The sequence below is a fragment of the Sphingosinicellaceae bacterium genome, assembly GCA_019285715.1.
Classification (GTDB): Bacteria; Pseudomonadota; Alphaproteobacteria; order Sphingomonadales; family Sphingomonadaceae; genus Glacieibacterium.
On record CP079108.1, the window covers coordinates 2,237,042 to 2,261,782 of the forward strand.

Annotated in this window: 17 protein-coding genes; 10 read left to right on the top strand and 7 right to left on the bottom strand. The window is 67.7% G+C overall.

Annotated elements, in window-relative coordinates:
• Window positions 1–6 precede the first annotated feature (6 nt).
• Entirely contained in the window at window positions 7–2,340 is a 2,334-nt protein-coding gene (locus tag KX816_10405; protein QXQ04731.1) for an EAL domain-containing protein, read from the bottom strand.
• 220 nt (window positions 2,341–2,560) lie between these two features.
• On the opposite strand from KX816_10405, the gene KX816_10410 reads away from it, so the two are divergent.
• Window positions 2,561–2,968: a BLUF domain-containing protein gene (locus KX816_10410; protein QXQ04732.1), complete on the top strand. Its 408-nt coding sequence runs from the start codon at window positions 2,561–2,563 to the stop codon at window positions 2,966–2,968.
• Window positions 2,969–3,011: 43 nt separating this feature from the next.
• On the opposite strand, the gene KX816_10415 is transcribed toward KX816_10410, so the two are convergent.
• Complete coding sequence (locus tag KX816_10415; protein QXQ04733.1) at window positions 3,012–3,902, bottom strand: prephenate dehydratase; 891 nt, start codon at window positions 3,900–3,902, stop codon at window positions 3,012–3,014.
• Window positions 3,903–4,109: 207 nt separating this feature from the next.
• On the opposite strand from KX816_10415, the gene KX816_10420 reads away from it, so the two are divergent.
• On the top strand, window positions 4,110–4,766 hold the full coding sequence (locus KX816_10420) for a cytochrome c family protein (GenBank protein QXQ08508.1): 657 nt from the start codon (window positions 4,110–4,112) through the stop codon (window positions 4,764–4,766).
• A 205-nt stretch (window positions 4,767–4,971) separates the two neighbouring features.
• Here KX816_10420 and dnaE read toward each other — a convergent pair whose 3' ends face one another.
• Window positions 4,972–8,451 (bottom strand): DNA polymerase III subunit alpha, encoded by a 3,480-nt coding sequence (gene dnaE / locus KX816_10425; protein ID QXQ04734.1) that lies wholly within the window; start codon window positions 8,449–8,451, stop codon window positions 4,972–4,974.
• 91 nt (window positions 8,452–8,542) lie between these two features.
• Here dnaE and KX816_10430 point away from each other — a divergent pair, with 91 nt between their 5' ends.
• Window positions 8,543–9,547: an ATP-dependent DNA ligase gene (locus KX816_10430; GenBank protein QXQ04735.1), complete on the top strand. Its 1,005-nt coding sequence runs from the start codon at window positions 8,543–8,545 to the stop codon at window positions 9,545–9,547.
• Between the two features lie 25 nt (window positions 9,548–9,572).
• Window positions 9,573–10,349, top strand: a complete 777-nt coding sequence (locus tag KX816_10435; protein QXQ04736.1) for an NUDIX domain-containing protein — start codon at window positions 9,573–9,575, stop codon at window positions 10,347–10,349.
• Here the strand turns inward: KX816_10435 and KX816_10440 are convergent, their stop codons facing one another.
• A complete protein-coding gene (locus KX816_10440; protein ID QXQ08509.1) occupies window positions 10,350–11,210 on the bottom strand; it encodes a class I mannose-6-phosphate isomerase in 861 nt (286 codons plus the stop codon).
• A 200-nt stretch (window positions 11,211–11,410) separates the two neighbouring features.
• On the opposite strand from KX816_10440, the gene KX816_10445 reads away from it, so the two are divergent.
• Complete coding sequence (locus tag KX816_10445) at window positions 11,411–12,088, top strand: extensin family protein (GenBank protein ID QXQ04737.1); 678 nt, start codon at window positions 11,411–11,413, stop codon at window positions 12,086–12,088.
• Between the two features lie 19 nt (window positions 12,089–12,107).
• On the opposite strand, the gene KX816_10450 is transcribed toward KX816_10445, so the two are convergent.
• Complete coding sequence (locus KX816_10450; protein QXQ08717.1) at window positions 12,108–12,377, bottom strand: hypothetical protein; 270 nt, start codon at window positions 12,375–12,377, stop codon at window positions 12,108–12,110.
• Window positions 12,378–12,452: 75 nt separating this feature from the next.
• Complete coding sequence (locus tag KX816_10455) at window positions 12,453–14,534, bottom strand: acyltransferase (GenBank protein QXQ04738.1); 2,082 nt, start codon at window positions 14,532–14,534, stop codon at window positions 12,453–12,455.
• Window positions 14,535–14,582: 48 nt separating this feature from the next.
• Here KX816_10455 and uvrA point away from each other — a divergent pair, with 48 nt between their 5' ends.
• The 4 genes from uvrA to KX816_10475 all read left to right on the top strand — a co-directional run bounded on the left by uvrA (window position 14,583) and on the right by KX816_10475 (window position 20,316).
• Window positions 14,583–17,450, top strand: coding sequence for an excinuclease ABC subunit UvrA (uvrA, locus tag KX816_10460; protein ID QXQ04739.1), 2,868 nt, complete (start codon window positions 14,583–14,585; stop codon window positions 17,448–17,450).
• A 193-nt stretch (window positions 17,451–17,643) separates the two neighbouring features.
• Window positions 17,644–18,801: an ATP-binding protein gene (locus tag KX816_10465; protein QXQ04740.1), complete on the top strand. Its 1,158-nt coding sequence runs from the start codon at window positions 17,644–17,646 to the stop codon at window positions 18,799–18,801.
• Window positions 18,791–19,462: an RloB family protein gene (locus tag KX816_10470; GenBank protein QXQ04741.1), complete on the top strand. Its 672-nt coding sequence runs from the start codon at window positions 18,791–18,793 to the stop codon at window positions 19,460–19,462. Before KX816_10465 ends, KX816_10470 begins: the two co-directional genes overlap by 11 nt.
• 95 nt (window positions 19,463–19,557) lie before the next feature.
• Window positions 19,558–20,316 carry an SOS response-associated peptidase family protein gene (locus KX816_10475; GenBank protein QXQ04742.1) on the top strand — a complete coding sequence of 253 codons (759 nt, stop codon included), beginning with the start codon at window positions 19,558–19,560 and terminating at the stop codon, window positions 20,314–20,316.
• Window positions 20,317–20,510: 194 nt separating this feature from the next.
• On the opposite strand, the gene KX816_10480 is transcribed toward KX816_10475, so the two are convergent.
• A complete protein-coding gene (locus tag KX816_10480; GenBank protein QXQ08510.1) occupies window positions 20,511–21,860 on the bottom strand; it encodes an FAD/NAD(P)-binding protein in 1,350 nt (449 codons plus the stop codon).
• Window positions 21,861–22,237: 377 nt separating this feature from the next.
• Here KX816_10480 and KX816_10485 point away from each other — a divergent pair, with 377 nt between their 5' ends.
• Window positions 22,238–24,643, top strand: a complete 2,406-nt coding sequence (locus tag KX816_10485) for a TonB-dependent receptor (GenBank protein ID QXQ04743.1) — start codon at window positions 22,238–22,240, stop codon at window positions 24,641–24,643.
• The last annotated feature ends 98 nt before the right edge of the window (window positions 24,644–24,741 follow it).

Here is a 24,741-nt window from a genome sequence, read left to right on the forward strand (position 1 = left end):
CACCTCTCACGCCGCCCGCCGGATCTCGACCAGCGCGGTCGCGTCCTCGGGCGGCATCGGGCGTCCGAACAGATAGCCCTGGACCTGCAGGCAGCCGAGCGAGCGGCACGCCTCGAACTCGGCGCGGGTCTCGGTGCCCTCGGCCGTGGTGGTCATGCCGAGACTGGTCGCCAGCGCCACGATCGCCTGGATGATCGCGGTCGACTCGGTCTCGCAGGCGGCTGCCCGCTGCACGAAGCTGCGGTCGATCTTGATCCGGCTGAAGTCGGCGCGGCGGAGGTAGCCAAGCGACGAATAACCGGTGCCGAAGTCATCGAGGGCAAAGCGCACCCCCATGGCCTTGAGCTGGGCGATCATCGCCGCGGTCGCCGGCGTCTCGTTGAGGAAGATGCTCTCGGTGATCTCCAGCTCCAGCCGATCCGGCGCGAGGTTGTTGTCGGCGAGCGCGGCAGCCACGATCCGCGGCAGGTCGGGGTCCTCGAACTGCACCGCCGACAGATTGACCGCGATCCGCACATGGTCGGGCCATCGCGCCGCCCAGGCGCACGCCTCGCGCAGCACCCAGGCGCCGATCCGCACGATCATCCCGGTCTCCTCGGCAACGGGGATGAACTTGACCGGCGGGATGCTGCCGAGCACCGGGTGGGTCCAGCGCAGCAGTGCCTCGAAGCCGACGATGGTCTCGTCCGAGGCCTCGACGATCGGCTGGTAGGCGAGGCTGAGCTCGCCCCGGTCGAGCGCTGCGGCCAGGTCGACCTCGAGCGCGCGGCGTTCCTCGGCGCGTTGCTGGAGCAATGGCTCGAAGCGGCAGGCGGCCCCGCGTCCGCTCGCCTTGACCTCGTACAGCGCGAGATCGGCGCAGCGCAGCAGGGCGTCGACGCTGGTGGCGTCGCCGGGGCCGAAGGCGTAGCCGATGCTTGCCCCGATGGTGACGAGCTGCCCGGCGACGGTCTGCGGCTCCGACACTGCCGCGACGATGCGCTCGGCGAGTGCGGCGGCGCGGCGCGGCGAGCCCTGCGGGATGACCACCGCGAACTCGTCACCGCCCAGACGCCCGATGGTGGCGCCCTGCCCCGCCACCGCCCGCAGCCGGTCGGCGACGCTGCGCAGCAGGCTGTCGCCGGCGACGTGCCCAAGCGAATCGTTGACCTGCTTGAAGCGGTCGAGATCGACGAACAGCAGCGCGCAGCCGCCGGTCCGCAGTGCCTCGCCCAGCGTCTCGCGGAGCAAGGCACGGTTGGCGAGACCGGTCAGCGGGTCGTAGCGTGCCAGCTGGGCGATGCGGTCGGCGGCGCGCCGCGCCTCGGTGACGTCGCTGCCGACGCCGCGGTAGCCCGAGAAACGCCGCCCCTCGAACCGCGGTGTCCCCGCGATCGACCACCAGCGTAGCTCACCGCGCACCACGACCGGAACCTGGAGATGGCGGAACGGGGTCTGCGTGGTGAAGTGTCGCCCAAGCTGCCGGATCGCGCCGCGCACCGCCGGGTCACGCCGGTCGGGCCCGATCAGGCCGATCAGCGGTGCGTTGATGAGCGCGGTGTAGGGGCGGCCGGCGGCCTCGCACAGCCGCGGCGAGACGTGGGTCAGGCGGCCGTGAGCATCGACCTCGATCAGCCAGTCGCTGCCGTGCGCCTCGAACTCGTTGAGCAGGAGGCCGATTGTTGCGCTGGCCTCGGCATGGTCGGCCTGGATGCGCATCCGGACCATCAGGCTGAGGCTGGTCATCGTCGTGCCGCGGATGATCAGCAGCGCAAAGCTCGCGAAGGCCAGCCACACGAGCGGCGTTGACAACGGCGACCATGCGGGCAGCCCGGCAACCGTCGCCAGCGCGATCATTACGGCCAGCGCCGCACCGCACGCCGGCAGCATCGCGGTGGCGAACCCGCAGGCCGCCAGCGTGATGCCCGACAGCAGAACGAGCACCATCTGGTCCTCGACCGCGATCACCGGCAACAGGTGGAGGACGAGCGCACCCCAGGCGACGCCGAACCCGATGACCTCCGCGTTGACCAGCCAGAAGTCGCGTGGGCTCGCTTCGCGAACCTCCGCAAAACCCCGCGAGCGCCACCAGCGCGCCAGCCAGATGCTGCCGAGCCCGGCGATGACTGCCGCCCAGCCGACCATGAACCTGGGGTCGTAGACCGACCGCAGCAGCCACGCGAGACTGCCGAGGTTGACCGCCATCACCGCGACGTTGAACGGCGCATAGCGATTGAGCATCGCCAGCTGAGCGCCCCGCACCCGCGCCCAGAACGGCGTCGGTGCCTGCCGCAGTCCGAACGCCTGCCGCCAGCCGATGGTCTTTGCCGCCGCGATCGGGGGCCGGAACAACGCCGTCATGTCCTGCTCCGCCCGCGCCGCCGGGGTGTGCAGCGTAGAACGGCAGGCGGCGGGCTGGGCTTAGCGAGCCATCCCGCGTCAGCGTTTGGCCACCTTGATCAACGGTCGGCTGAGATCCCGCGCCGGGTTATCGACTGTTTCGCAGCCGACGATCCATGCCGGGGTAAGTAGTTGCACCGATAGGGAATCGGGCGCAGTTTTCGCGACGGGGAGACGGTCGATGGCGCTTGAATTCCTGATTTATGCTTCACATCCGTTCGGATTCGACGAAGCGATGCTGGGCGGGCTGCTGCGACAGGCGCGGCGCAATAACGCCCGCGACGGCATCACCGGCGCGCTGATCGTCCGCCAGGACCTCTACCTGCAATGGCTGGAAGGACCGCCGGAGGCGCTCGCAACGCTGTACCGGAATATTGTCCGTGACGATCGTCATCTGGACGTCCAGCGGCTCGATGGGGGGCCCGCTACCGAGCGACGTTTCGCGGACTGGGCGATGCGCGACGACCCGGCGCGAACGTGGCTGTGGAGCCGCGCCGAGATCGCCGACGGGGCCCTGACGCGGGCTGGCCCCGCAGGCGTTCGCGCGGTGTTCGACCGGATGGCGGCAGAACCTGAACTGGTCGGCTGATCCGCGCGTAAGCGCCCTCCCCGTTTACCGGCGAGATCACTGCTCAGGCGCGCGGTCTTGCCTGGACGTAGGTCCCCAACAGCCGCAGCCAGTTGGTGTGATAGCGCAGCTCGTCGAGGGCATTCGCCACCGCCTGCTCGCTCGGCGCGCCGACGATCTCGGCATAGAATTCCGCTGCTGCGAAACCGCCGTCGCGCAGGTAGCTCTCGAGCTTGGTGATGTTGATGCCGTTGGTCGCGAAGCCGCCGAGCGCCTTGAACAGCGCCGCGGGCCGCTGCCGCACCTCGAAGTTGATCGACGTCATCACCGGCACCCCGGGCGGCGGCTCGACCGCGTCGCGCGCCAGCACGACGAAGCGCGTGGTGTTGTGGGCCGCATCCTCGATGCCCTCCGCGTGGATGGTCAGGCCGTAAAGCTCGGCCGCCAGCGTCGAGGCGATGGCGGCGATGCCCGCCTCGCGGCGCTCGGCGACCATGGCCGCGGCCCCGGCGGTATCGAAGCTGCCGACCGGGGTGATGCCCCATTCGCGCAGCCGCTGGCGGCACTGGCCGAGCGCCTGAGGGTGGCTGGCGGCCTCGCGGATCGCGTCGCGCGGGCCCGCCGACATCAGGCAATGACTGACCCGGACGAAATGCTCGCCGACGACGTGCAGCCCGGACTCCGGCAGCAGGAAATGGATGTCCGCAACGCGGCCGTGGAGCGAATTCTCGATCGGGATGACGGCGCGCGCCGCCGCTCCGGTCTGCACCGCCTCGATGGCGTCTTCGAACGACAGGCACGGCAGCGGCAGCCCTTGCGGGAACATCTCGCGCACCGCCTGATGCGAATAGGCACCGGGCGCACCCTGGAACGCCGTCGCGCGGCGCGGTTCCGCGTCGGCGGCGTCGGTCATCGCAGTAACGAGGCGCTGCGCGGGGGCGGGATAATTGTCCATCGGCGCGAGCGGTTATGGCACGTGAACCGCTGTGACAAGCAAAGCCTTGCCGCACTGCACCCTTCGCCCCTATAGCCCGGCATTGTTAATCGTCGGGCGCAGCGCCCTTTGCCGGAGGTCCGGGTGGACAGTTTCGAGTGGAACAAGATCGCGGGCTGGGTGCTCGCCGCGGCTATCGCCGTGCTCGGCCTGACCATCGTCACCGGCATGATCTATAAGCCGGAGGTGCTGAAGAAGCCCTCGTACGTCGTCGAGGGCGTCGAAGCCGAGGCCGCCGTCGGTGCAGTCGCCGTCGCGGACAAGCCGATCGAGGCGTTCCTCGCCACCGCGTCGGTCGAAAAGGGCGCGGCGATCTTCAAGAAGTGCGCCGCCTGCCACACCATCGAGAAGGGCCAGCCCGCGGGCATCGGCCCCAACCTCTATGGCGTGCTCGGTGGCCCGCACGCCCATATGGTCGGCTTCGGCTATTCGGAGGCGATGCAGGCGACCCACGGCGAGACCTGGGGCTGGGACAACATCAACAAGTGGCTGACCAGCCCGAAGGCGTACATCCCGGGGAACAAGATGGCCTTCGCCGGCCTCAGCAAGCCCGAGGACCGTGCCGACGTGGCGGCGTACGTGAACTCCAAGAGCGACAAGCCGCTGCCGATCCCGGCCGTTCCTGCCGAGGCGGCCGCAACACCGGCTGCCGCTCCCGCTGCGGGCGCGACAGCGGCTACGCCTGCGACGACCGAAGCCGCGCCCGCTGCGGGCAAGGCGCCCGACGTGCCGGTCGCAGACGCGAAGACTGCCGCCGCACAGCCGGCGAAGGTCGGCGGCCCGGCGTCACCGACGGCGGGGGCCGGGGCGAAGGATACGAAGTAAGGGCTGCCCACTCTACTCTCTCTACAGGGCTGGGCTGGATTGAAATTGACGCAATAATTTCTGTCATCCCCGCGCACGCGGGGACCCATGAACACCCAGTTTCATTGACGGTCGGACGTTCGAGCATCGAAACCTTGGCCGGTGTTCATGGGTCCCCGCCCTGCGCGGGGATGACAGTTCAGAGACCGGGCCCGCCAGCCTCAGGCTAGCCTGCGCCCAGTGCCACCCGCTCGACCCCACCAAGCCGCCCGACCCGGCCCTTGAGCTCGTTGTCGATGGCAAAATCCCGCCCCAGCGACAGGCTGGCGATGCGCCCGCCCGACAGCGCGATCCGCGCCAGGACCTCGCCCCGCCCGCCGCGCGCCGGGGCCAGTGCCGTCGCTAGCGCCCCGATCGAGCCGGGACCGAGGTCGACCGTCAGCCGGCACCGCGTCCGCAGCGCCATCTCGGCGAGCGGGGTCAGGCCGGCGACAGCGACGCGCGGACTCTCGTCGCTGTCGCGCCACTGCAGTTCGACCTGGAGCAGCACCGGCTGTGCCGCCGCGACCGCGGACTCGATCAGCGCCTGTGCCTCGGCATTGAAGCAGCTCGCGACGAACTGCCCGCTCGAATCGCTGACCGTCAGCAGCAGATACGGATCGCCGCCCTTTTGCGGGGTGCGCCAGCGCATTTCCTCGATCAATCCGGCCATCACCGCGCCGAAGCGCCCGCCCTCGCGCGGTGCCGACATGCCGCAGACCTCAGCCCAGGTCTTCGCTCCGTTGGCCTCGAGGACGTGCGCGAATGCATCCGCGGGATGGCCGGAGAAGTAAAACCCGAAGGCCTCTTTCTCGAACCCCATCGCCTCGGCCAGCGTCCAGCGCACCGCGGGCGGCACCAGCATTGCGGTCGAGCGCTCGGGGGCATCGCCGAACAGCGCGACCTGCGCACTCTCGCGCGCCGCCGCCGCCGCCTGCGCGGTGCCGAGCAGCGCTTCCGCCAGCCGGTGTACCCCGGCGCGATTCGCCGCGATTCCGTCGAAACCACCGCCCGCGATCAGGCTTTCGAGCTGGCGTTTGTTGAGCAATTTCGGGTCGATCCGGTGTGCGAAGTCGGCGAGCGTCGTGAACTTGCCACCCGCCGCGCGCGCCGCGCAGATCGCCGCCATCGCCTTCTCGCCGACACCCTTGAGGCCGGCCAGCGCATAGCGGACCGCAAGCGTGTCGCCCGTCGCCTCGACCGAAAAGTCCTCGGAGCTTGCATTGATACACGGCGGCAACACCTTGACGCCGCTGCGCCGCGCGTCGTCGACGAAGATCGCCAGCCGGTCGGTGTTGGTCAGGTCGTACGCCATCGAGGCGACGAAGAACTCGGTCGGATGGTGCGCCTTCAGCCACGCGGTCTGGTAGCTGAGCATGGCGTAGGCGGCCGCGTGCGACTTGTTGAAGCCGTAGTTGGCGAACTTGAGCACCAGGTCGAAGATCGCCGTGGCGGTCTGCTTCGGGATGTCGAGCGCCGCCGCACCTTCGGCAAAGCGCTGCTTCTGCGCATTCATCTCGGCGAGAATCTTCTTGCCCATCGCGCGGCGCAGCAGGTCGGCCTCGCCGAGGCTGTAGCCCGCCAGCGTGCGGGCGATCTGCATCACCTGCTCCTGGTAGACGATGATGCCGTAGGTTTCGGCCAGCACCGGTTCCATCGCCGGGTGGAGCAGCTGGATCGCCTCGCGCTTGTGCTTGCGGTTGGCGAAGCTCGGGATGTTCTCCATCGGGCCCGGCCGATAGAGGGCGCCGAGCGCGACGATATCGGCGAAACAGTCGGGCCGGACCTGGGTCAGCGCGCGGCGCATGCCCTCCGATTCGAACTGGAAGACGCCCACCGTGTCGGCCCGCGACAGCAAGGCATAAACCGCGGGATCGTCGAGCGGCAGCGCGTTCCAGTCGACCTCGACGCCGCGCGCCGCGAGCAGCTTCTGCGCGCGGTCGAGCACCGACAGCGTCTTCAGGCCGAGGAAGTCGAACTTCACGAGGCCGGCCTTTTCGACGTACTTCATGTCGAACTGCGTGACCGGCATGTCGGAGCGCGGGTCGCGGTACATCGGCACCAGCTCGGCCAGTGGCCGGTCGCCGATGACGACGCCCGCGGCGTGGGTCGAGGCGTGGCGCGGCAGCCCTTCCAGCTTGAGCGCGATGTCGAACATGCGCTCGACCTTGGGGTCGCGCCGCCGCTCGGCCATCAACTCGCCGATGCCCTCGTGCTTCTTGCCGTCCTTGTCGGCACCGACGCCGAGCGTGCGCGCCAGTGTCCACGGGTCGGTCGGGTGGCTCGGCACCTGCTTCGCCAGCCGGTCGATCTGGCCGTAGGGCATCTGCAGGACGCGGCCGACGTCCTTGATGACGGCGCGCGCCTTCAGCCGCCCGAAGGTGATGATCTGGGCGACGCGGTCGCGGCCATAGCGCGCCTGGACGTACTGGATCACCTCGTCGCGGCGGGTTTCGCAGAAGTCGATGTCGAAGTCGGGCATCGACACGCGGTCGGGGTTGAGGAAGCGCTCGAACAGCAGGCCGTGGACGATCGGGTCGAGGTCGGTGATGGTCAGCGCCCAGGCGACCACCGAGCCGGCGCCCGAACCGCGCCCCGGGCCGACCGGAATGCCCTGCAACTTGGCCCAGACGATGAAGTCGGCGACGATCAGGAAGTAGGCGGCAAAGCCCATGTCCTGAATGACTTGGCACTCGAAGTTGAGGCGCTGGATGTAAGCCTCGCGGTCCTCGACACCCGCCGCATCGAGGCGCGCGTCGAGCCCGGCGCGGGCATCGGTGGCGAGCGACAGTTTCTCGGCCTCGGCGTCGCCCGCGAGCAGGCTCGGCAGGATCGGCTTGCGCGCCGGCGCAGCGACCGCGCAGCGCCGGGCGACAACGAGCGTGTTCGACAGCGCCTCGGGCAGGTCGGCAAAGCGCATCGCCATGTCGGCGGGGGACTTGAGCCAATGCTCGGCGTTCGAGCGGCGGCGGGTCTCGGCGTCGACATAGGCGCTGTCGGCGATGCACAGCATGGCGTCGTGCGCGGCGTGGTAGTCGGGCGTCAGGAAGCGCACCGGGTTGGTTGCGACCAGCGGCAGGTCGCGGTCGTGGGCGAGCGCCACGAGGACGTGTTCCGACTTAATCTCAATGGGATCGGCGGTGCGGCTAACCTCGATATACAGCCGCTCGGGGAACGCTGCGACGAGGCGGTCGGCGTATTCGGTGGCGTCCTGGCCCTCGGAGATGAGCCGCGCCAGCGCACCCTCGGCGCCCGCGGTCAGGCACAGCAGGCCGTCACTGCGAGCTGCGATGGCGTCGAGGGTCAGCTTCGGCTCGTCGGTCCCGGCGCTGCCGAGATGCGCCTCGCTGACCAATGCGATGAGGTTCGAATAGCCCCCCGCATCCTGGGCGAGCAGGACCAGCCAGTCGGTCACCGGCTTCGACAGGATCGACCGCGCCCCGGGCCGCTCGACCGCGACCAGCGCCCCGACGATCGGCTGGACCCCCGCGTCGGCGCAGGCCTCCGAGAACTCCATCGCGCCGAACATGTTGTTGCGGTCGCCGAGCGCGACGGCGGCGAACCCCATCGTGCGGCACGCCTTGGCGATGTCCTTGGGCAGGCAGGCGCTTTCCAGCATCGAGTAGGCGGACTGGACGCGGAGATGGACGAACGGCGCGTGGGACATGGCGGCTAGATGGGGCATCGGGGCGGAGTCGGGCAAGGCGGCGCGGGAGATTGGTGGGGGTAAGTGTCGAGCCCCGCGCGTTGCACCCCGCATGGATACCACCCTCGCCCCGATGGAAGCCAAGCTCGTGGCGGTCCTGCCTGACGAATCTGGCTGGCAGTTCGAGCCGAAATGGGACGGCTTCCGCTGCCTCGTCTTCCGCTCGGGCGACGACATCGTGCTGATGTCCAAGTCGGGCAAGCCGCTCGGGCGCTATTTCCCCGAGGTGACGGCACTGGTCGCCGCCCTGCGCGCCCGGCGCTTCGTTCTCGACGGCGAGCTGCTCATCGACGTCGAAGGGGCGCTGTCGTTCGACGCGCTGCAGGCCCGGCTGCACCCGGCCGAAAGCCGCATCCTCAAGCTGTCGGTGGCGACGCCGGCGCGGCTGATGGTGTTCGACCTGCTCGACGACGGAGAGCCGCTGGCCGGGCTGCCATTGAGCGAGCGGCGCACCCGGCTCGAGGCGTTCGTCGCGGCGAACCCGTCCGACGGCATCGCGCTGTCTCCCGCGACGACCAAGCTCAAGCAGGCGCAGGCGTGGCTCGAACGATCGGGCGCCGCGCTCGACGGCGTGGTCGCCAAGCGGTTCGATCAGCCCTACCGCTTCGGCGAGCGCGCGATGCTCAAGGTCAAGCGCCAGCGGACCGCTGACTGCGTCGTCGGCGGCTTCCGCTACGGCGCGAACAGCACGACCGTCGCGTCGCTGCTGCTCGGGCTGTACGACGACGCCGGGCTGCTCAACCACGTCGGCTTCACCTCGGGGCTGGGCGGCATGGACCTCGCGGCGCTGACGAAGCAGCTCGAGGCGCTGCCGGGCGAGGGCTTTACCGGCAAGGCTCCCGGCGGGCCGTCGCGCTGGTCGACCGAGCGTTCGAGCGAGTGGGTGCCGCTGGCGCACGATCTGGTGGTGGAGGTGCGCTTCGACCAGGTGACGGGTGACCGCTTTCGCCACGGCACCGGCTTCCTGCGCTGGCGGCCCGACAAGGCGCCCGGCCAGTGCACGATGGAGCAGCTCGGGCCGCCGCTCCGCCCCGGCGACCTCGGCGTGGCGTTTTGAGCGCGGCGCGGATAGACCAGCAAACATGAACGAAGCCAGCCCCGCCGCGACCGTCGTCGTCCTCCGCGATGCCCCCGGCGGTGTCGAACTGCTGCTCACCGAGCGCCACGGCAAGCTCGGTTTCGCGGGTGGCGCGATGGTGTTCCCGGGCGGCAAGGTCGATCCGGGCGACCTCGGGGTGGCGCGGGACCCGATGCTGGCGACGGGCTTCGAGGCGCTCGACGACACCGACGCGGCCGCCCGCATCGCCGCCGCCCGCGAGGCGCTCGAGGAGGTCGGGATCGTGCTGTCGGCGGGCCCGCCCCTCCCCGCCGAGACGCTGGCCCTCTGGCGCGCGCGCTTTGCCGAGACTGCGGACGAGGCCGGGACCTATGCCGCCTTTCTCGCCGCGACCGGGCACCGCGCCGATGCCGTGCGGCTGACGCCGTATGCGCACTGGGTTCCGCCGATGGGGCTGCACCGGCGCTTCGACACCTTGTTCTACGTCGCGGTCGTCGCGTCGGGAAGCGAGGTCACGCCCGACGGGGTCGAGGCGGTCGCGGCGCACTGGACGACTGCAGCGAATGCGGTGGCGCAGGCGACGAACAAGGAGATCAGCGTGGTCTTCCCGACGCTCCGCAACCTCGAGCGGCTGGCGCAGTATCCGACCAGCGCGGCGCTGCTCGAACGGCTGGCGACGACAACGATGACCCGCATCCAGCCCGAGATCGTCGAGCGCGACGGCGAGACCTGGCTGACGATCCCGGCGAACTGCGACTACCCGGTCACCGAGGAGCGGCTGAACAGCGTCCGCCGCCAGTAATCAGGCGGCGACGTCGACGCGCGCTGTGGTCCAGAGCGCGGGGACAACGTCAGCTCCCGGATAGGCGACCAGCACTTCGGACGGCTCGTCGAACACCGCGTCGCAGGCTCCGGTGGTCATCCAGACCTCGCCGCCGGTGCAGCGCTGGCCGTCGAGGGTGCCCTGCCCGCTCAGCAGTACCAGTGTCGCCGGACGATCGGCGGCCGGCTCGAGCCTGACCGCGCCGTCGACGGCGATGCGCTCGATGACGAAGCTTGGTCCCTCGACCAGCGCCACCCGCCCCGCACCGAGCGCCCGTCGCGTTGCCAGGTCTCGCCAAGGCGCGACGTCGGCGACCGCGACGCCCGCGGCGAGGTGAAGTTCGCGCGGCCGCCCGTAGTCGAACAGCCGGTAGGTCAGGTCGAGGTTCTGCTGGATTTCGACCAGCGTGATGCCGGCGCCGATGGCGTGGATGGTCCCGGCGGGCGCGAAGATCAGGTCGCCGGCCTTGACCACCCGCCAGTCGAGCAGATGCTCGATCGAGCCGTCGAGCGCCGCCGCGGCCAGCGCGTCGGCAGCGAGCGGCTCGCGTAGCCCCAGCGCGATCGTCGCCCCGGGCACCGCCTCGAGGATCAGCCACGCCTCGTCCTTGCCGCGCGGGTAGCCGCTTGCTAGCGCCGCAGCCTCGGGGGGATGGACCTGGACCGACAGGCGGTCGGCGGTGAACAGGATCTTGACCAGCAGCTCGGCGGCATCGCCCTCGGGCGCGGAATAAACCATCTCGCCGATCGACGAGGCGGGCACGATGTCGGTCCACGGCGACAGGTCGCGGCGGCCCCATGGCTTTTCGAGCGCTTGCGAAGTCAGTCTGGTCGCCACAATCTACACCAAGAGCCGCGACGCGGATCGAGTCCGCGCCTTTACCCGCCTATAACGCCTCAACCATGCTGCGGCTACGGTGATGGTGCGCCGCAGCATCGAGTTGAAGCGCATTACTCGATGCGCAAGCGGCACGATCCCGCCCTGATGGCACAGGCGACGCCGGCGCGGGTTGAGCTGCCGGAACCAGTACGGAGACCACGTTGCGCGTCCTGTTGTCGATCGCGCTGACGGTCGCCTTATGCTGGATCGTGGTGCGCGGCCTGGAACTGATCGCGCCCCTTCACCGTGCGTGGACACCGAGCGATTTCGCCACCGTCGGGGGTCGTGCCGACACCTGGGCACTCGCGAGCGTGCGCGACGATCCGCGCTGGTGCCGGAGTGTGCTCGCCGCCGCCCACGTGCAGTTCACGCCGATGCCCGACCGGGTCACCGGCCCCGGCTGCGGGTTCAAGGGCGCGGTGCGGCTGACGGGGCCGGAGCTGTCACCACGCGGCCCGGTGCTGACCTGCCCGCTCGCCGTCGCGTTGACATTATGGGAACGCCGCGTGGTGCGGCCGGCAGCGCGCGCCGGGCTGGGCAGCGATATCGCGGCGCTCGAACACTTCGGCACCTACAGCTGTCGGGCGATCGCCGGCAGCGACCGCCGCAGCCAGCACGCCACTGCGAACGCGATCGACATCGCCGGGTTCAGGCTGAAGCGCGGCGGCATGGTGTCGGTGCGGCGCGACTGGAAGGGCGAGCCGGCACGCGCTCAGTTCCTCCACGATACCCACGACGGCGGTTGCAGGCTGTTCGGGACAGTGCTCGGTCCCGGCTACAACGCCGCGCACCGCGACCACCTCCACCTCGACATGGCGAACTGGAGCTATTGCCCCTGAGGCGGGGAGATCCGCGCAGCTACTCGCCGTCGAGCGTCGGCGGCTCGGCGGCATCCTCCTTGAACCCGCTCGACGGTGCGGGATCGAGGCCGCGGCCGGGCTGGGTATTCGACGGCGGATCGCTGGTCGGGAAGGTCTCGTCGAGCGCGACATCGAGCTTGGCGTCCTCGCTCGACGGGTCGCGCTTCAGTCCGGCGTGGCTCTCGGCGTCGAGCGCGTCGCGATGCTCGGAATTGGGCGGCGTGTCGGCGTGGGCGAGGGGGCGCTTTTCGTCTTCGGAACCGGACATGGCAGTGGCTCTCCTTTCCGACAAAACGGATGGGGCGGGTACGGCGTTCCGCTGCCCTCCCCGCCACCGGGTCGATCAGGGTGTGGGGAGATATGGTGCCAATCCCGCCGCCACGATGCGCGCACCGGCGACGCTGAGATGGTGGCGGTCAAAATACAGCACCTGCCCGCCGCGATAGACATCGCACCGGCCCGAGCGGCAGAGCAGGTCGCTGGGCTCGACCACCGTCACCCCATCGGCGCGCAGGCCGGCGAGCGTCGGAGCCAGATAGCGGGTCATCGCCGTGTGTTCGGCCAGAGTCACGCCATCGGGCTCGCTGAGCACCCCGCGTTGCTCCAGATGCGCGAGGTGGCGCGGCACCGGCCAGGCCTGCATCGGGACCCCGCCGAGCAGCACGACCGTACGCCCTCCGGTCCGCAAGCGTGCGATCGTCGCGGCGAGTGCCTGCGGAAGGCCCGGGCGCCGCTGGTTTGCCGGGTTGGCCCAGAAACCGACGATGAACAACGTGCGGATGCCAGGATGAGCGTCGAGGTACGACACGACCTCGCGGTTCCGGGCCGCGCAGGCATCGCCGAGCGAAACCAATCCGAGGACGGGTGTGCAGTCCGAGGTCGTCTCGGACACCAGCGACTGGCCGCGCACCCGGGCAAGTTCGCCCAATGCATAGCTCATCTCGACACCGTGACTGTCGCCCCACAGCAGGGCCGCAGGCGGCACATCCGCTCCGAACCGGCACGGCGGTATGCCGGGCGGGTCGTCCTGCTGGCGGTGGCAGGCGTCGCGTCGCGGACTCACTCCCTTAGATGCCGCGTCGAGGGCCAGCACCTCCGGGGCGAAGCGCTGCGGCCACCCGCGGGCCGCAACACCCGCGATCGAGACGACGACGATCGACGCCGCTGCCACGCCCGCGAGCTTGAACAGCCGGGCTTGCGGCACCCACTGCGAGTTTCGAAACGGCCGCTCGACGGTGCGCCACGACAGCGCCGCCAGCACGAACGACACGGCAATGGCGGCCACCGTCCAGCCGCCCGTCAGCCGCCGGTCGGTCGCGTATTCCGCGAACACGATGACCGGCCAGTGCCACAGATAGAGCGAATAGGAGATCTGCCCGACGAACACGACGGGCCGCAGGCTCAGCAGGCGCCCGACCGCCGTTCCCTCTGCGGCGTGGATCAGCGCCGCGGCCCCCAGCACCGGGAGCAGCGCGGCGGCACCGGGGAAGGCGGTTGCGGGGGTGAACGCCACCACTGCCCAGCCGATCGCAGCGAGCCCGGCGACCGCGACGACCTCGCGCGCCCGCCGGTCGGTCACGGCCGGCACCGCACCGACCGCCAGCAAGGCCCCCGCCATCAACTCCCACGCGCGGGTCGGCAGCAGGTAAAAGGCGAACTCGGGGTGAGTCCGGGTCAGCACGATGCACAGTGCCAGCGACCCCACGAAGATCGCTGCAAGCACATGCAGGAGCGAGCGCGCGCCGTAGCGGTGGAGCAGGATCAGCAGCAGCGGGAAGACGATGTAGAACTGCTCCTCGACCGCCAGCGACCAGGTGTGCAGCATCGGCTTGCTGTGCGCGGCGGCGTCGAAATAGCCCGCCTCCGACCAGAACAGGATGTTCGAACCGGACAGCAGCGCCGCGATCACCGACCGCGGCACCATCCGGAAATCACCCGGAAAATACAGCCACGCCGCTCCCGCCAGCACCGCCACCATCACCGCGACCAGCGCCGGCAGGATGCGCCGGATGCGACGTTCGTAGAAGCGCACGATCGAGAAGCGCTGCTCGTCGACCTCGCGCGCGATGATCCCGGTGATCAGGAAGCCCGAGATCACGAAGAACACGTCGACACCGACGAAGCCGCCCGGCAGTCCGGACACGCCAGCGTGAAACAGCAGCACCGGCAGGATGGCGACCGTGCGCAGGCCGTCGATCTCGGGGCGATACGCGCGGCTCACCGGCGAGCCGGGCGGGATGCGCCTGTCGATCCGAACTCGACCACGAACGCCCTCCTGTCGCTGGAGTGGGTGATCGTTCGATAGTTCATCGATCTTAACGCTTTGCCTATTGGCGGTACTGCCAGGCCCGGCACCAGCGCGCGGCAAGCGCCGGACCTTCCGCCGCGCTTGCGAGTTGGGCCTTTCCTCCCCATCTAGCGACATCCGCAGGGCGCTTGCGCGACCCGAACAAATCTGGAACAAACTCTTCTTATGCTGACCCACATCAAGGTGCGCGGCGCGCGCGAGCATAATCTCAAGGGCGTCGACGTCGACCTGCCGCGCGACAGCCTGGTGGTCATCACCGGGCTCTCAGGCTCGGGCAAGTCGTCGCTCGCGTTCGACACCATCTATGCCGAGGGCCAGCGCCGCTACGTCGAGTCCCTGTCCGCCTACGCGCGCCAGTTCCTCGAGCTGATGTCGAAGCCCGACGTCGACCACATCGACGGCCTGTCGCCCGCAATCAGCATCGAGCAGAAGACCACGTCGAAGAACCCGCGCTCGACGGTCGCCACCGTCACCGAGATCTACGACTACATGCGCCTGCTGTGGGCGCGCGTCGGGGTGCCGTACTCGCCCGCCACCGGCCTGCCGATCACCGCCCAGCAGGTCAGCCAGATGGTCGACCGCGTCCTCGACCTGCCCGAAGGCACCCGCCTGCTGTTGCTCGCCCCGATCGTCCGCGGCCGCAAGGGCGAGTACAAGAAGGAGCTCGGCCAGCTCCAGAAGGACGGCTACCAGCGCGTCAAGATCGACGGCACCCTGTACGACATCGACGACGCCCCGGCGCTCGACAAGAAGTACAAGCACGACATCGACGTCGTCGTCGACCGCATCGTCGTCCGCCCCGACGCCGCCTCGCGCATCGCCGAAAGCTTCGAGGCGGCGCTCAAGCTCGCGGACGGCCTCGCCATCGTCGAGTTCGCCGACCCGCCGCTGACCCCCGACGGCGAGCACGTCGCCGACGCGAGTCCTGAGCGCATCACCTTCTCCGAGAAGTTCGCCTGCCCGGTCTCCGGCTTCACCATCGCCGAGATCGAGCCGCGCCTGTTCTCCTTCAACGCCCCGCAAGGTGCCTGCCCCGCCTGCGACGGTCTCGGCGAGAAGCTTTACTTCGACCCCGATCTGATCGTCCCCAACCAGGCGCTGACCATCGCTCAGGGCGCCGTCATGCCCTGGGCCAAGTCGCAGCCGCCCTCCCCTTATTACATGCAGGTCCTTGCCTCGATCGCGCGCGCCTACGACTTCACCCTCAAGACCAAATGGTCCGACCTCACGCCCGCGCAGCAGGCCGCCGTCCTCACCGGCACCGGCCCCCGCGCCATCGCGCTCCGCTTCGAGGACGGCCGCAAGTCCTATGAGGTCACCAAGCCCTTCGAAGGCGTCATCGCCAACCTCGACAAGCGCTTCCGCGCCACCGAATCCGCCTGGATGCGCGAGGAGCTGTCGCGCTACCAGTCGTCGGCCCCGTGCGAGGTCTGCCACGGCGCCCGCCTCAAGCCCGAGGCGCTCAGCGTCAAGATCGCCGGCGAGTCCATCGCCGACGCGGTCCGCCGTCCTGTCTCGCAAGCCTATGCCTGGGCCACCACCCTAGCGGACAAGCTCACCCCCAAGGAGCGCCAGATCGGTGAGCGCATCCTCAAGGAAATTACCGAGCGCCTCGGCTTCCTCAACAATGTCGGCCTCGAATACCTCAGCCTCGACCGCAAGTCCGGCACGCTGTCGGGCGGCGAGAGCCAGCGCATCCGCCTCGCCTCCCAGATCGGCTCCGGCCTGTCCGGCGTCCTCTACGTCCTCGACGAGCCCTCGATCGGCCTCCACCAGCGCGACAACGACCGGCTGCTCGTGACCCTGAAGCGCCTCCGCGACCTCGGCAACACCGTGCTGGTGGTCGAGCATGACGAAGACGCGATCCGCACCGCCGACTACATCGTCGACATGGGCCCGGGCGCGGGCGTCCACGGCGGCGCGGTCGTCGCCGAGGGCAGCCTGCAGGACATCCTCGACAACCCGAACTCGATCACCGGCGACTATCTCAGCGGCCGCCGCAGCGTCCCCGTGCCCGCCAAGCGCCGCAAGGGCAGCGGCAAGAAGCTCACCGTCAAGGGCGCGCGCTCCAACAACCTGCAGAACGTCACCGCGAGCATCCCGCTCGGCACCTTCACCTGCGTCACCGGGGTCTCGGGCTCGGGCAAGTCGACCTTCACCATCGACACGCTCTATGCGTCGGCCGCGCGCACCCTGAACGGCGCGCGCATCCTCAGCGGCGCGCACGACGAGGTCACCGGCCTCCAGTATCTCGACAAGGTCATCGACATCGACCAGTCGCCGATCGGCCGCACGCCGCGCTCCAACCCCGCCACCTACACCGGCGCCTTCACCAACATCCGCGACTGGTTCGCCGGCCTGCCCGAGTCTCTGGCGCGCGGCTACAAGCCCGGGCGCTTCAGCTTCAACGTCAAGGGCGGGCGCTGCGAGGCGTGCACCGGCGACGGGCTGATCAAGATCGAGATGCACTTCCTCCCCGACGTCTACGTCACCTGCGACGTCTGCCACGGCCACCGCTACAACCGCGAGACGCTGGAGGTGAAGTTCAAGGGCAAGTCGATCGCCGACGTGCTCGAGATGAACGTCGAGGACGGCGTCGAGTTCTTCAAGGCCGTCCCGCCGATCCGCGACAAGCTCGCGATGCTCCACGAGGTCGGGCTCGGCTACGTCAAGATCGGCCAGCAGGCGACGACCCTCAGCGGCGGCGAGGCCCAGCGCGTCAAGCTGGCGAAGGAGCTCAGCCGCCGGGCCACCGGCAGCACGCTCTACATCCTCGACGAGCCCACCACCGGCCTCCACTTCGAGGACGTCCGCAAGCTCCTCGAAGTCCTCCACGCCCTCGTCGACCAGGGCAACACCGTCGTCGTCATCGAGCACAACCTCGAAGTCATCAAGACCGCCGACTGGGTCATCGACCTCGGCCCAGACGGCGGCGACAAGGGCGGCGAGATCGTCGCGGTGGGGACACCCGAGGCGGTGGCGAAGTGCGCGCGGAGCTGGACGGGGGGGTATTTGAAGGGGTTGTTGGGGTAGTAACTGGGATAAGCTTTACAACAAGGCCCGGTTTGAGCATAAAGTTTGCCAGAATCGTTATTTATGGTTGGGCTAAGCGATGCTGGTACGGTTTTCAATCAGAAATTTCCGATCGTTTCGCGACGAGCAGACTCTAACCCTTGAGGCCGGGAGGCAGACGACCGCACGGCGTGGAAGAAGTTTTGCAACGGGCTTGAAGACTGCGCCTATGCTACTGAAAGGTGCGGTAATCTACGGTGCCAACTCCGGTGGAAAATCCAATCTTGTCCGCGCGATGTCATTTTTGCAGCTGTTTGTAGCAAACTCCGCTAGAAGTGGACAGATTGGAGATGTGTTGGACGTTGACGCATATCGTCTCGATCCAGCACTTTTAGATGAGCCCAGTCAGTTCGAAATTATTTTTATCGTTGATAGAACAACCTATCAGTATGGGTTTGCAGTCGATCAGCAGAAGATTCATCATGAATGGTTGTACGAGACAGCATTTGAGGGGCGTCTTAGGCACATTTTTAGTCGAGACATAAGGTCTGATGGAAATTATGATTGGTACGTTAATTCACGCGTACGCGGAGAGCGTAAACTGTGGCAAGAATCTACACGGCCTAATGCTCTTTTCCTGTCTGTAGCAGTCCAGCTTAACTCAGTCGAATTTCAAGAACCATTTGAGTGGCTTAGTGGAAAGTTTCGCGTTTTGCTTGGACAAGAACAGATAAGTCAATCTGTCACTTCTTCTATTTGTCATGCTGCGGAAGGTAAAACGTCTGTCTTGGATATCTTGCGTTCGGTGGATCCGGGTGTTTGTGATGTCATAACAACTGAAGAAGATTTTCGCGAAAGCGACTTACCAGAAGATCTTCCAAATGAGGTGCGCACAGAAGTCATAAAGAACATGAAGGGGCGCAAATTATATCAGGCAGAGATCGCGCGTAGATCGATCAACGGGGATCTTGTGAGCTTTGATATGGAAGACGAATCCACTGGCACGAATATTTTGTACAACTTAGCTGGTCCTTGGCTTGAGACCCTTAAGCGTGGTTATACTTTGGTTATTGATGAACTAGATAGCGGATTACATCCTCTTGCGCTGAAGGCGTTAGTTTCAATGTTTTTTGACTCGAGCAAAAATACTAGTAACGCTCAGCTTATTATAACCTGTCATGAGGCGACACTTCTTCGAGAAAACATGCTGCGCTCAGATCAAGTTTGGTTTATCGATAAAACACCTGAGGCTGGGTCTCGTTTGTACCCGCTTTCGGAGTTTAAGCCGAAGCAGAACGAGTCATTCTTGCGGGGTTATCTAGGAGGGCGATATGGTGGGATACCCGTAACGCGTTCGTACCATGACGCGTAGTAGGCCTCAGCTGAGTTACAGAGGGCCTGCGCTCCTTGGACGTCGGCAAGAAATATATGCCCCGCAGCGTCGGATTGCTATTGTCTGTGAAGGTTCGTGTACTGAACCCTATTATCTCGATGGGTTGCGGCAGGAATTCCTGTTGAGCAATATTCGAGTTTACGGAGAGGAGTGTGGTAGCGATCCGCTAAGCGTTGTGAAATACGCTCTGGCAGTATATCGTGAAGACTCATCAATTGATACTGTATATTGCGTTATTGATAGGGATGAGCATACGACGTTTAATCCTGCTCTTCAGCTTGCTCGTCAGGAACGTAGGAACGGGGTTCCGATAACTACGATCGTGTCTCATCCAACGTTCGAGTATTGGTATCTCCTGCATTTTCGATTCTCAAGAAGGACGATTGTGCGAACAGGAGGCCGTTCACCTGGTGACAATATGATTCGATCTTTGAAGGCCGAGATTCCTGCTTACGGTAAATCTGACAAAGGTATTTTTGCTCAGCTAAAGGATCGATTGCCGCAAGCTCTGACCCATGCGCGGAGGGCGCGCCAACAAGCGCGAGCTGATGGAGAGCCTAAGCCTTCGACCGACATGGACTTGCTAGTTTCATCTTTGATAAAACTTAAAGAAGAACGAGACCGTCTTGGTCGATATTAACTGCATGGAAGCTTGGGCTATAGAGTGTCGTTTATCTGTCGCTAGTTTCGGCACAAGTCGCCGTGTAACTGTACTAAACCGTTAGGCCGCCTTCGATGTGCAACGAAGCCGCCCGCCGCACCGCGCTCAACCTGATCCGCGATGACTTCCGCAAGGTGCGGATCGAGCTGACCTTCCCGGAGGGGCTGCCGAACCTGGCGCCGCTCGACAGCATCCGCATCACCGACCCCGCCGCCATCGTCCGGCTGCGCGGCGCCGCGCACGAGCTGGTGCAGCGGCGGTGGAGCTGGGTCGGGCCGGGTTCGGGCAAGGGGGCCGGCAAGCCGGTGTACAACTTCCGCTCCGAAGGGCGGAGCTTCACCAACACGAATACCGGCGGCCGCTGCCTGATCCCGCTCGACGGCTTCTACGAGTTCACCGACGCCGAACCGCTGCCCGGCGAACCCAAGCCCAAGCGCAAGGACAAGTGGCTGTTCACCATGCCCCCGGAGCCGGACGGCGACCACGGTGCGGAGCCGGACGGCGACCACGGTGCGGAGCCGGACGGCGACCACGGTGCTGAGCCGGACGGCGACCACGCCAGCGGCCCCGACGCGGCCGACCCCGACTCCCGCCCCCTGTTCTGCGTCGCCGGGCTGTGGCGCGCCGGGGTCAGTCTCGGCAAGGACGGCACCGGCGAGGCGTGGACCATGCTGACCTGCGATCCCGGCCCCGACATCGCCCCCTACCACTCCCGCCAGATCGTCCTGATGCCGCGCGAACACTGGGCCGACTGGCTCGGCGGCACCGTGCCCGCCGCGGACCTGATCGCGCCGACGCCCGCCGGCACGCTGCGGGTCGTGCCGGCGCGCTGAACCGCCCAGCCGTCATTCTGGCGAACCGCGCGCGAGGCTGTCCTACAGCGCACCGATCCGGTACACTGCGGTCGGGCCAGCGTCCGTCTCCGCCAGCTCCGCACGTCTAAGCCGTTGTTAAGTCATTCGCTCCCGCACGGACCTGCCGTATTCGAGGACGCCACCTGGGTGTAAACTCTCAGTAATCTGGGCCGCTACAGCCCCTCGCCCCCGACCCAATGCGCCTGCGCCAGCCGCCGCGCCACGGTCCACACCTGGGTCCGGATGTCGGGGACGGCGACGATCTCCCAGAAGGCCCCGCGGGTCATCGGGCCGAGGCCGAACAGGCGCGGGTGGGGCTGGCCGTCCGCCCCGATCAGCCGGCTCTGGCTGTCGACGTCGAGCCCGAGCCGGTTGGCGTCGGCGCGCGCGTGGCCGCCGGCGATCAGGCCGCGCAGCAGCGGCTCGGTCGAGCGCGCCAGGTCGCCCTGCGGCCCGGTGCAGTTGACCACCCGGCGCGCCGCCAGCGCCTGCGTCGCGTCCGCCCCGCGGGGCCGCCACTCGACCTCGATGCCGGTGCCCGACCGGGCGAAGCGCGACGGTTTGCCCCCGACGATGCTGAGCCGCCCGGCGGCGCGCATGGCCTCGACCTTGGCGGCGACGGCGGGGGCGAGGCGGTGGCGATGGACATCCCACCATGGTCGCAGGTGGCGCATGAAGCGGGTGCGCTCCTCGACCGTGGCCGACAGCCACAGGCTCTGGGTGAAGGGCCTGAGCTCGTCGACCGCGGCGCGCCAGCCGATGGCCTCGGCCCGCTCGCGCACCTCCCGCAGCAGCGCCGACGCGCGGCTGGTCGGCTTCTCGTTGCGGTCCCCCGGCGGTCCGGGCGGCACGTGCGGGCGCGGCAGCAGGCCGCGACGGCTCATCGCGACGACCTTGCCGCCGAAGCCGGCTGCATCGAGCGACAGCGCCACGTCGACCATGGTCAGCCCGGTGCCGATCAGCAGCACGGTGTCGTCGTCGGTCAGCCCCTCGACGACGGCGGGGTCCCACGGGTCATGGGCGTAGACGTCGCCGTCGAAGGCGTCGGGATCGAGCCCCGGCGGCGCGTGCGGCGGCAGGTTGCCGACCGCGACGACGACCGCGTCGAAGCTCTGCGGCGGGCCGTCGGCGAACCGGAGCGTGACGCCGGCCTCGCTCACCTCCGCCCCGACGACGTCGTCGCGGACCAGGTGCAAGCGCTCGCCGGCGCGGGCGCTGGAGCGCTCGAGCAGCTCGCCGAGGTACTCGCCGTAGACCTTGCGTTGGGCGAAGTCGCCGCCGCCGCCCAGCCCCCGCGCCGTGCACCACTCGGCGAAGTGCTGCGGCCGGTCGCTGAGCGCGCTCATGTTGCCGGCGCGGACGTTGAGCAGGTGCGACGGATGCGGCGCGGTGTAGGCGGTGCCGCGCCCGAACACCGGCCGCCGCTCGACCAGCGTCGCCTCCGGCCCGGCATGGCGCAGGATGTTGATGGCAAGCAGCGAGCCCGAGAACCCCGCCCCGACGATGGCGACCGACTTGTAGATCACCGGCCCGGCGACCCATGCCCGAGCGTCGCCGGCACGCGGCGCGACGGCTTTGCCCCCACCGCTGTGAGGGCGCGCGGCTCGTGGAAAAGTGCAGGCTCGGACATAAGCCAGGTGAATGGCACAAGGCTCCGTCGAATGGGAGGGGCGACACGTGGCGGCACGCCGCGCCGGGGCATCGGTGCGGCGGGCATGACGACGTCGCGCCCGCGGAAACCGCGCCTCCGGCTAACACCCTGATAACGGCTCTGTCTCTTTTATATCCCAGCAGCCTGATATGATTTCGGTGCCGGCGCAATTTTAATGCCTCGACGGCTTTGGCGGAGTATTGGGGGACGCAACAGGCCTGACGGTCGAAACGATCCTTTGGGGGATACATGATCCGTTCGTTGACGCTCGCCGGAACCGCGCTGTTCGCGCTCGCCGCCTCGACCGCATTTGCCCAGGCACCCGCGGCGCCGAACGCCCCGGCGGCGACAAGCTCGCCGGCCGGCGAGGCTACGGCCGATGCGGGCGATACTGGTGATATCATCGTCACCGCTCAAAAGCGTTCGGAGCGGCTGCAAGACGTGCCGGTGGCCGTCTCGGTGATTAGCGGCGATGCGCTCGCCGCCCAGGGCAAGGTCAGCCTCGAGGGCGCCCAGTACCTGGTGCCGTCGTTCAACTTCCTGAAGTCGGGCACGACCCTGAACCAGTCGCTGTTCCTGCGCGGCGTCGGCACCGCGACGTTCTCGATCGCCGGCGAGCCGTCGGTGTCGACCGTGCTCGACGGCGTCGTCTTCAGCCGCGCCGGTGAGGCGTTCAGCGACCTCGTCGACATCGAACGCATCGAGGTGCTGCGTGGGCCGCAGGGCACATTGTTCGGCAAGAATTCGTCCGCCGGCGTCATCAACATCGTCTCGAAGCGCCCGGGCAAGGAACTCGGTGGCTATGTCGAGGGCGGTTACTACTTCGGCAACGGCAACGAATACCGGGTTCGCGGTGCGCTCGACGTTCCGCTGTCGGCGAACATCCGCAGCCGCATCACCGGCTTCTATGACAAGTACGATGGCAACATCCACAACGTCGCGCCCGACGTCGACCGCCGCGTCAACGGTTTCAAGCACTACGGCGCGCGCGGGATCATCGAGGCGGACGCCAGCGACACGGTCAAGCTGACCTTCATCGCCGACTATCACCACAACAACGACGATTGCTGCGCCGAGGTCATCGCCGGACCGCCGCTGAACGCCAACGGCACGGTCAACACCGCCGCGCTGGCGCTGATCCAGACCGTGCTGCCGACGATCAAGGGCACCGACACGCGCTCGATCAGCCAGAACCTCGTCACCCAGACCAAGGAGACCGGTTACGGTTTCTCGGGCCAGGCCGACGTCGAGCTCGGCGACCTGACCGTCACCTCGATCACCGCCTACCGGAACTACAAGAACACCGAGATCCGCGACGGCGATTTCCTCCCGCAGGCCTATGTCGGGGTCAACCAGCTCCACGACTTCGGCCCGCAGACCGGCAACACGTTCAGCCAGGAACTGCGCCTGACGTCGCCGGGCCACCAGTTCTTCGACTACGTCGCGGGCTTCTATTACTCGCGGGCTGAATCGGAGCGCATCTTCACGCGCAACGACCAAGTCTGCACGGCAGCGCGCGGTGCCGGCCTGCCGGCCGGCGTGCTGACGCCGTGCACCAGCCCGCTCGCCGCGCCGTCGACCTTCCCGACCGGCACCGCCGACTTCGGCTCGGTGTTCAAGAACGTCGCGCTGTTCGGCCAGGGCACGCTCAACATCGCGACGCGCTTCCGGCTGATCGGCGGCGTCCGCTACACGATCGACCAGCTCGATGTCTTCCACAGCCGGGTCACGACGCTGGCCGGACCGGGCATCAACGGCAACTTCGACGCCGGAGTCTACAACAATGGCCTGGGCGGCGGCGTCTCCAACGGCGTGCCGTTCCGGGCGCGCGCCACCAACGACAACTGGTCGGGCAAGGCCGGCGCCCAGTTCGACGTCAGCGAGGCCAGCACCGCTTATGCGACCTACTCGCGCGGCTACAAGGGCCCGGCGTTCAACGTCTTCTACAATTTGACCTATACCGGCACCAACGAGATCGCGCCGGAGACCTCGAACGCCTACGAGATCGGCCTGAAGAACACGCTGTTCGACGGGAAGCTGACGCTCAACCTCGCCGGCTATTACGCCAAGTATCACAACTTCCAGGCCAACAACCCCGACCTCGCGGCGGGCGTCGTGGTCACCCGCTTCACCAACGCCGGCGACGTCTCGACCCGCGGCGGCGAGCTGGACGCGGTGTTCCGCGCCGGGCGCGACCTGAACTTCTCGGGCGGCGTCGCCTACACCGACGCGCACGTCGACAAGTTCAAGGTGCCGAATGGTAATCCCACCGGGGTTATTCCGTCGGGTACGCCGCTCGGCTTCGCGCCCAAGTGGAAGGGCAATGTCGGCGCCGACTACCGCTTGCGCACCGGCGGCGCGGTCGACTTCGGTGTCGGGGCACAGGCGTCGTACCAGTCGAAGGAGCTGTCGCTGTTTTCCGCCGACCCGGTCCAGCGCGCCGCCGGGACCATCCAGGGCTACGGCCTGATCAACCTCAGCGCCTCGGTCATGGACAAGGACGACCACTACAAACTGACCTTCCAGGTCCGCAACCTGACCGACAAAAGCTTTGCCGCATCGATCATCAACGGCGGCCCAAGCGGCGGCTATCGCTACCAGATCCCACGCGATGCTGATCGCTACTACGGCGTCACCGGGCGCGTCAGCTTCTGACCTGGGACGGGTGGCAGGGGCTGGTCCTCCGCCGCCCGTAGCCGGGACTGGTCCAACTGTGCCTTGCGGGCGCGTGGGTCATCGGCGACAGTCTGACG

Bases quoted from the DNA above. Each gene is read 5' to 3' on its own strand.
- KX816_10415 (QXQ04733.1), bottom strand. From the start codon at position 3,902: ATGGACAATTATCCCGCCCCCGCGCAGCGCCTCGTTACTGCGATGACC.
- KX816_10485 (QXQ04743.1), top strand. From the start codon at position 22,238: ATGATCCGTTCGTTGACGCTCGCCGGAACCGCGCTGTTCGCGCTCGCC.
- KX816_10430 (QXQ04735.1), top strand. From the start codon at position 8,543: ATGGATACCACCCTCGCCCCGATGGAAGCCAAGCTCGTGGCGGTCCTG.
- KX816_10405 (QXQ04731.1), bottom strand. From the start codon at position 2,340: ATGACGGCGTTGTTCCGGCCCCCGATCGCGGCGGCAAAGACCATCGGC.
- dnaE (QXQ04734.1), bottom strand. From the start codon at position 8,451: ATGTCCCACGCGCCGTTCGTCCATCTCCGCGTCCAGTCCGCCTACTCG.
- KX816_10410 (QXQ04732.1), top strand. From the start codon at position 2,561: ATGGCGCTTGAATTCCTGATTTATGCTTCACATCCGTTCGGATTCGAC.
- KX816_10455 (QXQ04738.1), bottom strand. From the start codon at position 14,534: ATGTCGCTAGATGGGGAGGAAAGGCCCAACTCGCAAGCGCGGCGGAAG.
- uvrA (QXQ04739.1), top strand. From the start codon at position 14,583: ATGCTGACCCACATCAAGGTGCGCGGCGCGCGCGAGCATAATCTCAAG.
- KX816_10450 (QXQ08717.1), bottom strand. From the start codon at position 12,377: ATGTCCGGTTCCGAAGACGAAAAGCGCCCCCTCGCCCACGCCGACACG.
- KX816_10435 (QXQ04736.1), top strand. From the start codon at position 9,573: ATGAACGAAGCCAGCCCCGCCGCGACCGTCGTCGTCCTCCGCGATGCC.
- KX816_10475 (QXQ04742.1), top strand. From the start codon at position 19,558: ATGTGCAACGAAGCCGCCCGCCGCACCGCGCTCAACCTGATCCGCGAT.
- KX816_10470 (QXQ04741.1), top strand. From the start codon at position 18,791: ATGACGCGTAGTAGGCCTCAGCTGAGTTACAGAGGGCCTGCGCTCCTT.
- KX816_10420 (QXQ08508.1), top strand. From the start codon at position 4,110: ATGATCTATAAGCCGGAGGTGCTGAAGAAGCCCTCGTACGTCGTCGAG.